Consider the following 15,007-nt stretch of genomic DNA (forward strand, 5'->3'; position numbering starts at 1 on the left):
GGGGCAACCCGGCCGGCGCGCACTCATGGCGCAGCCGCGCTGCCCGCTGCCCGCACGAGCCTTGCGGACCAGATGCGGCCGGCAGCGGTCAGTCCTATGCCGGCGACGAGCGCCGCCACCCCGATCGGTGTGCCCAGCAACACTGCCAGCGGGTCCACGCCGAGGCAGACACCCAGTCCCAGTCCCAGCAGGGGAAGCCAGGTCAGCAGCGCGACCGTTGCCTTTGGGCCGGCGAGCGCCGTCTGCCTGGCTGCTTCGGCGTCGTCTTCAACCTCAAGCTGGGCCGCAAAGCGCGTCAGGACATCGGCCAGCGGACAGCCGCTCGCTGCAGCGATCTCGAAGCAGGCTGCCAGCTCGGCCCAGATTCGCGGCTCACGGCCGCCCGCTCCCAAACGCGGGGATGAACAGGCCAACCGCATAGCCTCGGCTACCGGCGCTCCCCGCAGGGCCGCTCCACGGGCGGCTGACAGGACAGCCGCCGATCCGGGGCTGAGCCGTTGCCGGCGGGGGTCATCATCTGCGGAGGCCTGCTCCACGTAGAGCTGCCACAGTTCGTCCCACAGCCGGGAAGGGGACCGCCCGCCCTTCAACAGGGCAGCCAGTTGCTGAACCACAACTGTCAGGGATACGAAGGCCTCCCGGCGGCGGCCACCGGCGAGGCCAAACCTGCCGCGGTCCGTCGTGGCGCACCGGCTGTTCCGGCGAACACGTCCACCGGCCAAACCGCTGACGCCGAGGGCAATGCGTGCGCGCCGAACCGGCCCCCGCGTCGGTCTCAGTATCAGCCACGCGGCAAGCAGCAGGGCACCGACAAGGGCCGCGGTCATGCTGCTGCCCTGCGGGCCCCGCGTTTTTCATCCGTGTTCCCCGAACCGTGCCGTGCGGCTGACACGGCTCTCCCGCCGGACTGGGCCAGCTCTGAACCGCATGCTGCTGACCCGGCCAGGCCCGCAGTGGGGACGGGGCCTGCCTCCAGTGCCACGTCGGGATCGAGGGCCAGGCGCTCGGCGAGGGCAGCCCACGCAGGCCCGGGCACCGGACTGCCGGTTGAAATGTCCAGGGCCACAACGACGTCGAGGCCAGCGGGCCGCTCTGTCAGGATGCCGATGCACGCGACGTAGCGTCCGTGCCTCGACCGTGCCACATGCACCACCACATCAAGGGCGCTGGCAACCTGGAGGCGGACCGCCTCCTGCCCAAGGCCGGCGAGGGCTCCGAGAGCGGTGAGACGGGCCGGAACCGCGCCGGCGGCGTTGGCGTGGATGGTTCCGCCGCCTCCCGTGTGGCCGGTGTTCATGGCTGTCAGGAGTTCGCGCACCTCGGAACCCCGGCACTCCCCCACAATCAGCCGGTCCGGCCGCATCCTCAGGGCCTGGCGGACGAGTTCCCCGAGGTCCACTGTGCCGCCTCCCTCAAGGTTTCCGTGCCGTGATTCCAGCGAAACCACATGCGGGTGTACGGGGTTCAGCTCCGAGGCGTCCTCGATCAGGACCAGCCGCTCCCCCGGATGGCAAAGCCCCAGCAAAGTGGACAGTAGGGTGGTCTTTCCCGAGCCGGTGGCCCCGCTGACCAGGAAACTCAGCCGCTGCTCCACCATGCGCTCCAGAACGCATTGGACCAGTGGCCCGAACATGCCGCCGGCCCGGAGCTCGTCCATGGTGAAGACCTGTTCCCGCCGGATCCTGATGCTGAGCAGCGTGCCCGCCGACGAGATGGGCGGCAGGACGGCATGGACCCGGTAACCACCCTCCAACCGCACATCCACGCAAGGCGATCCGTCATCCAGCCGCCTACCGCCTGATGCCACCAGCCTGGCGGCAAGTGCCCTGAGCTGTGCCTCCCCCGCGAAGGTCACGGATGTCCGTTCGATGCCGCGGCCCCTGTCCAGCCAGACGGAGTCCGGGGCATTCACGAAGATGTCCGTCACCAACGGATCCCGGACCAGGTGCTGTAGCGGCCCCAGGCCGTTGAGCTCAGCGCTGATGCGCTCAGCGGCGGCGAGGGAACCCGCTGTGCCCAGCAGTTTCCCGGTGGCCTGCACCGCGGCCGCCACCCTGGACGGGGTAACCGGCCCGGCTTCGGCCATGACCGACTCGCGGACTGTCTCAAGGAGCCCTGCGTCCAGGACTCGGGCCGCACGCCGCCGCCCTGCCGTCTCGGCCAGGGCCGCACGGGCAGCCGGTGTGCCAGGCAAACCAGACGCAGAACGGATACCGGCACCGGCTGAGGCCCCTCCCGACTGAGCACTCACCGGAGGTCCCCGGCCTGCAGATCGCCGGCGAGCAGACCCAGCACCGATGAAGCGAAACGCCGCACGCTCTTGCGCCTGCCTTGGTTGAGCAGGCGGCCAAGCTCGGTGGCTGAGGCCGTGCCCCGCACCTCGGGCATCACGCCGTGCAGGGGGAGCCCCACGGATTCGACCACCAGCGCGGCATCCAGCGCAACCCCGGCCTTTCCCCTGATGACCAGGGCGGATTCGACGGGCGGAAGTTCCTGCAACAGCCGCGCGGCTGCGACTGCAGCCTTCAACTGGGTGGGCACGACAACCAACAGGCGGTCGCAATCCCATGCGAATGTGCGCAGCGGCTCGGCGGTGCGGCCGATATCGACGATCACCACCTCATAGCCCCGCCGCGCGGCGTCGAGCACGCCTCCCACGGTGACCGGGTCCACGAGGGGTGGCCGTTCCCTGCTTCCGGGCCACGACAGAAACGAGAACCCGCCGGCGACGGGCAAGGCGTCCGCGAGCTGCTGCGGGTCAATGCTGCCACTGGCGTCGGCCAAATCCGGCCAGCGGAGCCCCGGGGATTCCTCGGCGGCCAGAGCCAGTTCGAGCCCGCCGCCCCAGGGATCGGCGTCCACGAGCAGGACCCGTGCACCGAGTTCAGCGGCTGCCTGCGCAAGCCATGCCGCCGCTGTGGTGGCACCCGCACCTCCGCAGCCGCCGGTGACACCGAGCACCAAGCCTCCGGCCTCGGGTGAGCGGGACCGGTTAAGGTACTCGGCCAGCCAGGCGGCGGCGTCGGGAAGGACGGCGACGCGTTGTGCACCCAAGGCAGCGCCCAGGTGCCAGAGCGTATCCCCTTCCCCGTTCAGGCCGACCAGTACCGCCGGCGCGCGGCGCCGGGGCGGCAGTTCACGCACATCGCTGCCGACGAGAACGTCGGCGGCGGAATCCCAGAATGGCGCGGCCTCCGCAATATCGTCCACCACCCGGAGCCGTCCCCCGGCGGCCGCGACAATCCGTTCCACTTCGCTCCTCAGGAACTCGAAGCCCGTGACGAGCAGGACGTCGCCTCCGTCAGCAGGGAGCCAGGTTCCGGGTTCAGAACCGGGCGACAGCCCCACCGGAGCTGGCCTGCGCCGTTCATCAGGCACGGCAGCATTCGGCAGCGGACTGTCCGGCAGCGCGCTGTCCGGGTCTGATGGAAGTCGCCGGTTCCGGGCGTGGTGCCTGCTCATGCAGCAACTGTGCCCAACGGAACGGCCAGGCGTCTGGGTCGAATGGCTGTATGTGGAAAACTGGCCGCTGGGCGCCTTGTGGAGGACAGGAGCGGCAAGGCTCCGCAGACACAAAGGCTTTGCAAACACGACGCTTCGGCAGACGCAAGGCCGCAGACAATCACGTGGCGCGGAAGAAGAGGACCGCGATACCGAACGGCACGGCGGCAGGGCAGAATTGGACACATGTATCTGCTGCTCGCCGCCCACCCCGACGGCGCAGCCATACAGGAACTCACGGCGGCAGGCCTCCCCCATCCCGACAATCCGGAACCCTTGATCGTCAGCCCTGCCCCGCCGGCTACGCGCCCCGGGGCTGCCGCCAGTCCCCAAACCGAGCCCGACGACGGAACCGGGCTCGCCGCCGTCGTCCGCGACCTAGAGAGGCGGCGCCCGCGGTGGATCTGGCACCGCACCCAGGACTGGTACCCGTCACTGCTGGCGGCGGGTGTCGACGTGGAGCGCTGCTACGACCTTTCCCTGTGCGGCGCCATCCTGGCCCACTCCGAATTCACAGCACACACCCCCTACGCCCGGAACGCCGAGAAATTCACGCAGGACGACGACCTGCAGCCGCCGCGGCTGCTTCAGCCGCCTCCTCCGCCCGCGGACCAGGGGGCGCTCTTCGACGACCCGGGCGCGGCCACCGAACCGCGGCAGACCCTGGCCGAACTGCGTGCCGAATATGCTGCCCAGCAGGATGCCCTCGCAGCCGCCGCAGCGGGAGCCACCGGAGAAGCAGCCGCGGGAGCCGGGGAACCCGTTGGAGCAGCAGCCGCAGGGCACGGCAACCGGCGGCAGCGGCTCCAGCTGCTCCTCGCCGCCGAGTCGGCCAGCGCCTTGGTGGCGGCGGAAATGCAGCATGCCGGCGTGCCCTGGCGCGAGGAGCTGCACGAGCACATCCTGGCCGAGCATCTGGGACCGCGCCCTCCGCTGGGGCACCGCCCGGCCAAACTCGAGGCCCTCAACACAGAACTGCGGGGCCTGCTGAATGCGCCGGCACTGAACCCGGACTCGCCACAGGAGCTGATGCGCGCCCTGCACCGCAACGGGATCGAGGTGAAGTCCACACGGCAGTGGGAACTGAAGGGATCCAGCCATCCGGCCATCGCACCCCTGCTGAACTATAAGAAGCTGTCGCGGCTGCACACCGCCAACGGTTGGACGTGGCTGGACGCCTGGGTGCGGGACGGCAGGTTCCGGCCCGAATACGTGGTGGGCGGAGTGGTGTCCGGCCGCTGGGCATCACGCGGAGGCGGGGCTTTGCAGATCCCCCGCCAGATCCGCGGCGCCGTGCATGCAGACCCGGGGCACAAGCTCATCGTGGCGGACGCATCCCAGCTGGAGCCCCGTGTCCTGGCCGCCCTCGCGCAGGACTCGACCATGGCCGAGGCAGCCCGGGACCAGGACCTCTACGCGGGAATCGCCGCCAAGGGATTCGGCGGCGACCGCAGCAAGGCAAAGATGGCCCTGCTGGGGGCCATGTATGGCGCCACTTCCGGCGAGGCGGGCCGCCTGATGCCGCAGCTGGCCCGGACCTACCCGCGTGCCGTGGGCTTCGTCGAGCGCGCTGCCCGCGACGGCGAAGCCGGCAGGACCGTCACCTCGCGCCTGGGACGCAGCAGCCCGCCGCCGTCGGAACGGTGGTTCCTCAGCCAGCGGTCCACCTCCGCGGAGGAGCAGCGCCGCGCCGACGCCGTCGCCCGTTCCCGGGGACGGTTCACCCGCAACTTCGTCGTCCAGGGTTCAGCGGCAGACTGGGCCGCCTGCTGGCTGGCGGAATTACGACGGCGGCTGCGGACCATGCGTGCCGAAGGTTCAGCATCCGGGGAACTTGTGTTTTTCCTGCACGACGAGGTCATGGTCCACGCCCCAGATTCCGCGGTGGACGCCTGCATCCGCGCCATCGAGGAAGCCGCCAACGCAGCCAAGGAGCTGCTGTTTGGCCCCATTCCGGTCGAGTTCCCGGTGAGCGTTGCCGTCGTCGATTCCTACGACAACGCAAAGTAATCCGGCCCCCCAATGGGGCCGGACAATAGTCCCTCCCCACAGGAAACAAAAGTCACATCCGCCGCTCACGGAATAAGCGGTTGTACTGAGTAATGTACCGGCGGGTAGTTCGCATCATGTGGCGTGGGCCACTAAGCTCGATGGTGGCCGGGCAGTGGCAATGAGTTGGCCCGGCACATGCGACGAAGCATCAGCAGGGGGTTTCCACGCCAATGGCGGGCAAGTTTGAAGTTCACCAGGATAGCGATCAGTCCTACAAGTTCCGGCTCATGGATGGGGACGGCAACATCGTGGCAGAGTCGCCACGGTTTAAGAGCGTCTCGGGAGTAGTGGCGGGCATCAACGCATTGCGCGAAAACGCCGCCACCGGCCTGGTGGTGGATCTGCGGAAATCGCAGCACTGACCCTGCCGGGATAGCCGGCCGAACCACCGGCCGCGGGACGGCCAGCCAGCCGGCAGCGCCGTCAGAGGTCCAGCGGGTGAAGCCTGGTCCTGTCCCATGGAACGGCCCAGGCCAGCTGGTCGAACAGTTCGTTCAGGATCATGCCGGTAAAGCCCCAGACAACAAGGCTGTTCACCGTGAACGCCGGGCTCTGAAATGTCTGGTTCATGCGGGTCACGGCTGCCATGGTGCGGTTCTCGGGGTCCAACAGATCGCGGACCGGTACCCGGAAGACCTGGGCGGACTCGCCGTAGTCCACCACCCGGACCGGCGACGGCGAGGCCCACCAGGCCAAGACCGGTGTCACCAGGAAGTTCCCGCGCGGAAGGGCCAGTTCCGGAAGGGCGCCCAGCACTTCGATGCCGGAGGGGTCCACACCGGTCTCCTCCTTCGCTTCCCTCAGCGCGGCCTCCACCGGGGTCTCACCCACATGGATGCCGCCGCCTGGAAACGCCACCTGGCCGGGATGGTCGTCGAGGGTGTGGGCGCGTTCCAGGAGCAGGACGTCGAGGTCGGCTGCCACGAGCGGCTTGCCGGAGGCTGCGGGAACATCGTCCAGGGCCCCGAAGAGGATCAGAACGGCCGCTTTGCGGGCAACGGACTCGTCAACGGTGAGCTTGCGCCAGTAGGGATTCCGGGCCGGACCGGTTCCCGCCCGGATTGAATCGACGAGGTCCACCAGATCCTGGCGCGCTGTCATTGAGTCCTCCGCTGCGATTCCATCCGGATTTCGGCCGCGCGGTGCGTCTCGGTCAGCAGCTTCGCCAGGAGCTCCTCGTTTCCGGGCGCCAGTTCGTACTTCAGCAACTTCGCGGCCTTGGCAGGGTTCGTCTCGCCGGCGCCAAAGCTGGGGCACCAGTTGGCCACGGCGCAGGCCCCGCACGCCGGCTTGCGGGAATGGCAGACCCGCCTGCCGTGAAAGACCACCCGGTGGGACAGCATGGTCCAGTCCCTGGGCTCGAACAGCTCCGCCACGTCGGACTCGATCCGGACGGGATCGTCCGACTCCGTCCAACCGAAGCGCCGGGCCAGCCGGCCGAAGTGGGTGTCCACCGTAATGCCCGGAATGCCGAACGCATTGCCCAGCACCACGTTCGCCGTTTTCCTTCCGACGCCGGGAAGCGTCACCAGGTCTTCCAGCCGGCCGGGCACCACGCCGTCGAACTCGTCCACTACCCGGTTCGCCAAGGCGAGCAGGTTCCGCGTCTTGGCGCGGAAAAACCCCGTCGGCTTGATGATGGCTTCAAGCTCCTCGGTGTCGGCCTCCGCCATGGCACGGGCGTCCGGGTAGCGGGAGAAGAGCAGCGGCGTGATCAGGTTGACCGTCACGTCAGTGGTCTGCGCGGAGAGCACCGTGGCCACGAGGAGTTCGAAGGGGTTCCGGAAGTCGAGCTCGGCGTGGGCATACGGGTACTGCTCGGCGAGGGCCCGGTTGATCCTGCGCGCCCGCCTCTTCAGTGCCAGCGGCGACTCGCCGGAACGGGCCGGCGGGCCGGCCGCCGCCCCGTTCTCGGTGGGGATGGCGCCTGGAGGGACTTCGGCGGCGACGTCCCCGCCGATCTCCGTTGGGGCATCCAACGGAACAACAGCGGCGGGAACCTCCACTGGAGCAGGTGCCACAGGGATGCCGTCCGGCGTGCCGCGCCGGCGCGAAGCGGAGTTGGCCATGGAGGCCGGCTAGCCGCGCTCGATGTTGCTGAGGTCGCGCAGGACGCCCACCCGGCCGTCCGTGTGCTGGACCAGGAACTCGTCCCCGCGGTCTTCGAGGGCCAGGACCCAGCCACCGGGCTCAATCCCGAACAGCGGTGCGCCGGTGCGCTCGTCAACGGCAGTGCGGTGCTGTGCGACAGCGAACCAGAAAGCCTCGTGGACCTGATCCTGTTCGGACTCCTCCGGCCGGCTCGCCGGGTCAACGGTGGCACCGATCGGTTCCTGGGACCTCGCCTGCTGCGCAATGTCCACCCTCGGGTGGACGGCGGTGGCAGGCGTGGCCGAGGCCGCCCGTGCCGCCTCCGCGTCACTGGCAGACGCGCCGGACGTGCTTTCGGCGACCGGGGCGTCCACTGCGGGCGCCTCCGTGGCTGCCGTCTCCCTGCCGGCTGGGTTTGCGGCGGCGGCCACAGGGGCGGCCGCGGCTGCGTCCAGTTGGGTCTGCTCGGCCTCGGGGGTCACCGGCTCCGCGCCGGCGGCGGCGCTGGCGGACGGCACTGTGCTCGTCTGTGCGGCGCCACCCGTCTGCGCGGACGGCACGACGGCGGCCGGTCCCGTTTCCGGCGAGGCGGCGGCGCTGCTGGCCGCGTTGGCGGCCGGCCATATTCCGGTCGCCGGCGCTGCACCGGCGCCGGCAGCCGTGGCTCCGGTGATTCCAGCGCCGGCAACTGCTGCGCCGGCGGTTCCGGCGCCGGTGGCCCCGGCCTGGGCCGGGCCACGCCCCGTCTGGCCGACCGCCGTCGCACCATGGGAAGTGGAGGCGTGGGACGCCGCGCCCTGGGAAATAGGCGCACCTGCGCCCGCAGCAGTGCCGGACAGAACACCGGCCGAGGCAGCACCCGCGGAAGCACCGGAAGCACCCGGCGTGGCAGCAGCAGCCTTCGGTTCTTTGGGTGCTTTGGGCTTGCGCACCGGAACGGCCGAGTCACGCGCCATGATGTGGGCCGGCACCTCGGCGCGGTCCAGGAAGTCGCTGGCGAAGAAGGGGATGTAGCGGGCCAGCACGGTGGCGGCCAGCAGCACAAGGGAACCGATCAGCGCCACCAGGAGGCTGGGCGTGTACGCTCCGGCGACGGACAGGAAGAAGAAGCCGACCGCAAACGAGGCAACCACCGAACCGAACTGGTCCACGGACAGGGATCCGATCCGGACCTTCGTGCCAGGGGCGAGCCGGCGGGCGGCAAACAGTGCCGCAACAATGAGCGGCAGCACCACGCCGAGCCCCAGGAAGAACAGGCTTCCGAGGTTCCACAGGTTGTAGCGCACGGCGAACATCGGAATCAGCGATGCAACAAAGAGAACCAGCGTGGCTGCGAAGACGGTCAGGTCACGGACGGTGAAGGGTCCGGCAACAGCTTCATTCCGCACGCCTTGCTGCTTCATGAAAGTCGGCGCGGCGCTGTGCGCTTCCGGCCGGCCGGACGTTCCCGTCCCGTGCGGTGCCTGGCCGGCGCCCTGCTGGGCCGTGCCCTGCTGGCCCGGCTGGCCCTGGCTTTGCTGATTCATTCTGTTCTCCTTAGCGTGGCGGCGCCCGGACTGGCGTCCGCTGCGTGATTCCGCCTTACGGCCGGAGCCTGACCACAAGCGGTCTGGCTGCCTCCGGCCACTGTCACGAGTCCATCTCAGCCTAGCCAAGTGGAGGGTGCTTCACTAGCTGACTGGCTGCGGTGCGGCGCGCTCACACAAGCCGCACAGCTCACCCAAAGGACCGTTCACCGCTAAATGGGCACCGCTCACGGCCCGTTGTGTGACGCGCCCCACGCGCCGAAGCCCGAGGCGCTAGTCTGGTTTCGGAACAGCTCTTTGCGGTGTGTCCGTGACGGGCCGTTGCCCGTCGGCGTGCCGCCGGGCAACGGCCGGGACCGGCGCGCCGCGCAGCAAAGATCGATGAATGATGAGGTTCACCATGTCCCAGGACACCCCCGGCTCGACGGCCACCGCTGCCACCCCCAGCCAGCAGGGCGATGCTCTTGAAAACCTGCTGCATGAGAACCGCAAGTTTGCCCCTTCCGAGGACTTCGCCGCCAACGCCGTGGTGGGCGCCGAAGTCTACGCCGAGGCCGAGGCCGACCGCCCCGCCTTCTGGGCCAAGCAGGCCCGGGAGCTGCTGACCTGGAGCAAGGATTTTGACCAAGCACTGGACTGGTCCAACCCGCCGTTCGCCAAGTGGTTCGTGGGCGGCGAGGTCAACGCCGCGTACAACGCGCTGGACCGGCACGTGGAAAACGGCCTGGGCGACCGCGTGGCGATCCACTTCGAGGGTGAGCCGGGAGATTCCCGCTCCTACACCTACGCCGAGCTCACCGACGAGGTGAAGCGGGCCGCGAACGCGTTCGAGTCCCTCGGCGTCATCAAGGGTGACCGGGTGGCCGTGTACCTGCCGATGATTCCCGAGGCCGTGATCACCCTGCTGGCCTGCGCCCGGATCGGCGCCGTCCATTCGGTGGTGTTCGGCGGTTTCTCCGCCGACGCGCTGCGGTCCAGGATCGAGGACGCCGAAGCCAAGCTTGTGGTCACTGCGGACGGGACCTACCGGCGCGGCAAGCCCAGCGCCCTGAAACCCGCCGTGGATGCCGCCCTGTCCCTTGAGGGAAACGGCAACGGGCACACGGTGCAGAACGTCGTGGTGGTCAAGCGCAACGGCCAGGACGTGGACTGGCACGAGGGCCGGGACCACTGGTGGGCGGACACCGTCGGGGCAGCGCCGGCCGAGCATACCGCCGTCGGGCACGACTCCGAGCACCCGCTGTTCATCCTTTACACATCCGGCACCACCGGAAAGCCCAAGGGCATTCTGCACACCACCGGCGGCTACCTCACCCAGACCGCCTACACCCACAAGGCGGTCTTCGACCTGCACCCGGAAACGGACGTGTACTGGTGCACGGCCGACGTCGGCTGGGTCACCGGGCACTCGTACGTCGCCTACGCGCCGCTCATCAACGGCGCCACCCAGGTCATGTATGAGGGCACCCCGGACTCCCCGCACCAGGGCCGCTGGTGGGAGATCGTGGAAAAGTACAAGGTCTCCATCCTCTACACCGCCCCCACCGCGATCCGCACCTTCATGAAGTGGGGCCGGGACATCCCGGACAAGTACGACCTCTCCTCCATCCGGGTGCTGGGCTCCGTGGGCGAACCCATCAACCCCGAGGCGTGGATGTGGTACCGCGACGTCATCGGCGGCAACAAAGCCCCCATCGTGGACACCTGGTGGCAGACCGAAACCGGCGCCCAGATGATTGCCCCGCTGCCCGGTGTGACCGCCACCAAACCCGGCTCGGCGCAGGTTCCGCTGCCGGGCATCGCGGTGGACGTCGTGGACGAGAACGGGGCGTCGGTGCCGGACGGGCACGGCGGCTTCCTGGTGATCCGCGAACCCTGGCCGGGCATGCTCCGCGGGATCTGGGGCGACCCCGAACGGTTCAAAGACACCTACTGGTCACGCTTCGAAGAGATGTACTTCGCCGGCGACGGCGCAAAGAAGGACGAGGACGGCGACATCTGGCTCCTCGGCCGGGTCGATGACGTCATGAACGTCTCCGGACACCGCCTCTCCACCACCGAAATCGAATCCGCACTGGTCTCCCACCCTGCGGTGGCCGAGGCCGCCGTCGTCGGCGCCACCGACGAAACCACCGGGCAGGCCGTCGTCGCGTTCGTCATCCTCCGCGGGGACGCCGTGGACTCCGGGGACGAGATCGTCCAGGACCTGCGCAACCACGTCGGCAAGGAAATCGGCCCGATCGCGAAACCCAAGACCATCCTCGTGGTGCCCGAACTGCCCAAGACCCGCTCCGGCAAGATCATGCGCCGCCTCCTCAAGGACGTCGCCGAGGGCCGCGACGTCGGAGACGCCACCACGCTCGCCGACAACACCGTCATGCAGCAGATCGCCGCGTCACTGAAGAAGTAGGCCAGCCCAGTAACGCAGGGCCCGTCCGGCAACACCGGGCGGGCCCTGCTTTTTGCCCCCATGGGGGTCCCGCCGTCGGGCATTCCCGGTGTTACTTAGCGATCTATCCTGTTCCCTTTTGCAAGGTTATAGTCAGTGATATGTGACACATGTCACAGACTCCACTCCCCGGGAGAGATCATGGCACCACATCCGGAAGCGTCCATCAGCGCCGGGCCAGCCCGGCGGACATTCCTCAGGACTCTCGGCGCGAGTGCCGCCGGCCTGGCCGGAGTACCACTGCTGGCGGCGTGTACCGGAGCCAGCGGACCCTCCGCCGGAGGTACCGAATCCTCCGGCCTGTCGTTCGGCTCCGGCTCCTCCGACGAAGTGCCCAAGAAGGCGTACCAGGCAGTCACGGACGCATTCACCCAGAAGACGGGCAAGACGGTCCGCACCAACGTCGTGCCGCACAACGACTTCCAGAACAAGATCAACTCCTACCTGCAGGGCTCGCCGGATGACGCCTTCACCTGGTTCGCCGGCTACAGGATGCAGTTCTATGCCGGCAAGGGGCTGCTGGCGCCGGTCGATGACGTCTGGGGCAAGATCGGCGGCAACTTCTCCGACGCCCTGAAGAAGGCATCGACCGGCCCGGACGGGAAGATGTACTTCGTCCCCAACTACAACTATCCGTGGGGCTTCTTCTACCGGAAGAGCCTGTGGGCCGACAAGGGATACGAGGTGCCGGAAACCTTCGATGCCCTCAAGACCCTGGTGGCCAGGATGAAGGCCGACGGCATCATTCCGATTGGTTTTGCGGACAAGGACGGCTGGCCCGCCATGGGCACGTTCGACTACATCAACATGCGGCTCAACGGTTACCGGTTCCACGTGGACCTGTGCGCCCACAAGGAGTCCTGGGACCAGAAGAAGGTGACGGATGTCTTCGACACCTGGTCGGCGTTGCTGCCGTTCCAGGATCCTGCAGCGCTCGGCCAGACATGGCAGGACGCCGCGAGGGCGCTGGCCGCCAAGAAGACGGGCATGTACCTGCTCGGCTCCTTCGTCACGCAGCAGTTCACGGATCCTGCCGTGCTGAAGGACATCGATTTCTTCGCGTTCCCGGAGATCGCCACCGAGGGGCGGGATGCGGTGGAGGCTCCCATCGACGGGCTGCTGCTGTCCACCAAGGGCGGCGGGAACGCGGCCGCGCACCAGTTCATGGAATTCATGGGCACACCCGAGGGCCAGGACATCTACGCCTCGGTGGACGCTTCGAACATCGCCACGGCCAAGGGCGCGGACACCTCCAAGTTCACGCCGCTGAACAAGAAATGCGCGGACACCATCGCGCAGGCAAAGTCCATCAGCCAGTTCTTTGACCGTGACGCCCTGCCCGCCATGGCCAACAACGTCATGATCCCGGCCCTGCAGACCTTCCTCAAGAACGGCAAGATGGACGTCAAGAACCTTGAGGCGCAGGCCAAGTCACTGTACGCGGCCCAGTAGCGGCCCGGGGACTTCCATGAGCGCAACAGCAAGAGACCTGGTCCCGCCGGAGTCCAGGGCACCCTCCGGGGCGCCGGCGAGGCGGGTCCGCAGCGGAAAGGTCCGCCGGCTCTCCAAACGGGACAAGGCTGTCCTGTCCCTCATGGTGGGCATACCCACCCTCATTCAGCTGGTGTTTGTGTGGCTGCCCACGCTGATGTCCGTGGGGCTGAGCTTCACACGCTGGAACGGACTCGCCCTGTCCGACATCAGGCCGGCAGGCGCCGACAACTACCAGTACATCTCCCAGGATTACCCGCCGTTCTGGCCTGCCATCCAGCACAACCTGCTGTGGCTGGCCTTCCTGGCCCTGGTGGCCACCCCGCTGGGCCTGCTGCTGGCGGTGCTGCTGGACCAGCAAATCCGCGGCAGCAGGATCTACCAAAGTATTTTCTTCGCGCCCGTGATGCTGTCGCTGGCGCTGATCGGCATCATCTGGCAGCTGTTCTACCAGCGGGACAATGGCCTGCTGAACTTCCTGCTCGGAACCTCGGGAACGCCGCAGGCCGTTGACTGGTTCGGGGACTCCTCGGTGAACATCTGGGCAGCCATGATCGCCGCCACGTGGCGGCACGCCGGCTATGTCATGCTGCTGTACCTGGCGGGCCTCAAGGGCGTGGACCCCAGCCTGAAGGAAGCCGCGGCGATCGACGGGGCCAACGCGGTCCAGACCTTCTTCCGCGTGGTGTTCCCCGCCATGCGGCCCATCAATATCGTCATCGTCGTCATCACCATCATCGAATCGCTGCGGGCGTTCGACGTCGTCTACGTCATCAACCGCGGCACCAACGGCCTCGAGCTGCTCAGCGCCCTGGTGATCCAGAACCTCGTGGGCGAAGGCCAGGTGATCGGCGTCGGCTCCGCCCTTGCGGTGGTCCTGCTGGTCATCTCCCTCGTCCCCATCGTGTTCTACCTCAGCCGCACCTTTGGAAGGGAGAACAGGGCGTGAGCGCCCCAGTCTCCCCCGGCACGGCCATGGCCGGGAGAACCCAACGCTCCGGCAGCAAGCCGAAGCGGCACTACGGCACCCACATCTTCCTGACAGCCATGGCGGTCATGTGGCTGGTCCCCCTGCTCTGGGCCGTGTTCACCGCCCTGCGGCCCATCGCCTCCACCAATGAGCACGGCTACTTCAGCGTGGCCGGCGACTTCAACTTCGACAACTTCATCCAGGCCTGGTCCCAGGGCGGCTTCGCCAAGTACCTCTGGAACTCGGTGATCATCTGCGTTCCGGCGGTACTGCTGGTGCTCTTTTTCGCTTCCATGATGGCGTTCGCCGTCAGCCGGGTGAACTGGAAGTTCAACGTCACGCTGCTCATCATGTTCACGGCGGGAAACCTGCTTCCGCCGCAGGTGCTGGCCGCCCCGCTGTTCGAGATGGCCAAGCACTTCCAGGTGCCCTACTCCTTCAGCGATTCAGGCAACATGCTGAACACGTACATCATCGTCATCGCCGTGAACATGGCGTTCCAGATGGGGTTCTGCACCTTCGTGCTGTCCAACTACATGAAGGCGCTGTCCCCGGACCTGACAAAGGCCGCACTCGTGGACGGTGCCGGCATCTGGCGCCAGTACCGGGAAATCATCATGCCGCTGTGCCGTCCGGCCTTCGCGGCCCTTGCCACGCTGGAAGTCATCTTCATCTACAACGACTTCTTCTGGCCCCTGCTGTTCATCCAGAGCGGCGACCGGCTGCCGGTCACCACGGCCATCAACAATCTCCAGGGCGAGTTCCTCAACAATTACAACCTGCTGGCCGCCGGTGCCGTCATTACGGTTATCCCCACCCTGGTGGTCTACCTGCTCCTGCAGCGGCAGTTTGTTGCGGGCCTGACTCTTGGTTCCAGCAAGGGCTAGGCGATGATGGGCAGTACGAGGTTTCATCCACTGAAAGGAT

General features: G+C 67.8%; 12 protein-coding genes. 6 read left to right on the plus strand and 6 right to left on the minus strand.

Translation table 11 applies throughout. The features are described 5' to 3' along the window. Window positions 1–23 precede the first annotated feature (23 nt). The 3 genes from AC5RWD_RS18275 to ssd are packed head-to-tail and all read right to left on the minus strand — an operon-like array spanning window position 24 to window position 3,348. A complete protein-coding gene (locus AC5RWD_RS18275; protein WP_494021366.1) occupies window positions 24–827 on the minus strand; it encodes a hypothetical protein in 804 nt (267 codons plus the stop codon). Beyond that, complete coding sequence (locus AC5RWD_RS18280; protein ID WP_494021367.1) at window positions 824–2,194, minus strand: TadA family conjugal transfer-associated ATPase; 1,371 nt, start codon at window positions 2,192–2,194, stop codon at window positions 824–826. Before AC5RWD_RS18280 ends, AC5RWD_RS18275 begins: the two co-directional genes overlap by 4 nt. 53 nt (window positions 2,195–2,247) lie before the next feature. Beyond that, window positions 2,248–3,348: a septum site-determining protein Ssd gene (gene ssd, locus AC5RWD_RS18285; protein ID WP_494021400.1), complete on the minus strand. Its 1,101-nt coding sequence runs from the start codon at window positions 3,346–3,348 to the stop codon at window positions 2,248–2,250. Window positions 3,349–3,687: 339 nt separating this feature from the next. On the opposite strand from ssd, the gene AC5RWD_RS18290 reads away from it, so the two are divergent. Beyond that, window positions 3,688–5,511: a bifunctional 3'-5' exonuclease/DNA polymerase gene (locus tag AC5RWD_RS18290; RefSeq protein ID WP_494021368.1), complete on the plus strand. Its 1,824-nt coding sequence runs from the start codon at window positions 3,688–3,690 to the stop codon at window positions 5,509–5,511. 212 nt (window positions 5,512–5,723) lie between these two features. After that, window positions 5,724–5,915 carry a YegP family protein gene (locus AC5RWD_RS18295; protein ID WP_043417572.1) on the plus strand — a complete coding sequence of 64 codons (192 nt, stop codon included), beginning with the start codon at window positions 5,724–5,726 and terminating at the stop codon, window positions 5,913–5,915. 61 nt (window positions 5,916–5,976) lie between these two features. On the opposite strand, the gene AC5RWD_RS18300 is transcribed toward AC5RWD_RS18295, so the two are convergent. From AC5RWD_RS18300 to AC5RWD_RS18310, 3 genes are read right to left on the minus strand one after another with little or no spacing between them, the layout of a single operon-like run. After that, window positions 5,977–6,654: an NUDIX hydrolase gene (locus AC5RWD_RS18300; RefSeq protein ID WP_494021369.1), complete on the minus strand. Its 678-nt coding sequence runs from the start codon at window positions 6,652–6,654 to the stop codon at window positions 5,977–5,979. Continuing rightward, a complete protein-coding gene (gene nth, locus AC5RWD_RS18305) occupies window positions 6,651–7,622 on the minus strand; it encodes an endonuclease III (protein WP_494021370.1) in 972 nt (323 codons plus the stop codon). The genes AC5RWD_RS18300 and nth overlap by 4 nt, the downstream gene beginning before the upstream one ends. A 9-nt stretch (window positions 7,623–7,631) precedes the next feature. Further along, complete coding sequence (locus AC5RWD_RS18310; RefSeq protein WP_494021371.1) at window positions 7,632–9,170, minus strand: hypothetical protein; 1,539 nt, start codon at window positions 9,168–9,170, stop codon at window positions 7,632–7,634. Between the two features lie 400 nt (window positions 9,171–9,570). Here AC5RWD_RS18310 and acs point away from each other — a divergent pair, with 400 nt between their 5' ends. The 4 genes from acs (at window position 9,571) to AC5RWD_RS18330 (ending at window position 14,967) form a co-directional block, all read left to right on the plus strand. After that, complete coding sequence (gene acs, locus AC5RWD_RS18315; protein ID WP_494021401.1) at window positions 9,571–11,580, plus strand: acetate--CoA ligase; 2,010 nt, start codon at window positions 9,571–9,573, stop codon at window positions 11,578–11,580. A gap of 180 nt (window positions 11,581–11,760) precedes the next feature. Beyond that, a complete protein-coding gene (locus AC5RWD_RS18320) occupies window positions 11,761–13,071 on the plus strand; it encodes an ABC transporter substrate-binding protein (protein ID WP_494021372.1) in 1,311 nt (436 codons plus the stop codon). 16 nt (window positions 13,072–13,087) lie between these two features. Continuing rightward, window positions 13,088–14,059, plus strand: coding sequence for a carbohydrate ABC transporter permease (locus AC5RWD_RS18325; RefSeq protein ID WP_494021373.1), 972 nt, complete (start codon window positions 13,088–13,090; stop codon window positions 14,057–14,059). A gap of 26 nt (window positions 14,060–14,085) precedes the next feature. Further along, on the plus strand, window positions 14,086–14,967 hold the full coding sequence (locus AC5RWD_RS18330) for a carbohydrate ABC transporter permease (protein WP_494021402.1): 882 nt from the start codon (window positions 14,086–14,088) through the stop codon (window positions 14,965–14,967). The last annotated feature ends 40 nt before the right edge of the window (window positions 14,968–15,007 follow it).

The organism is Arthrobacter sp. CMU6 (genome assembly GCF_059090205.1).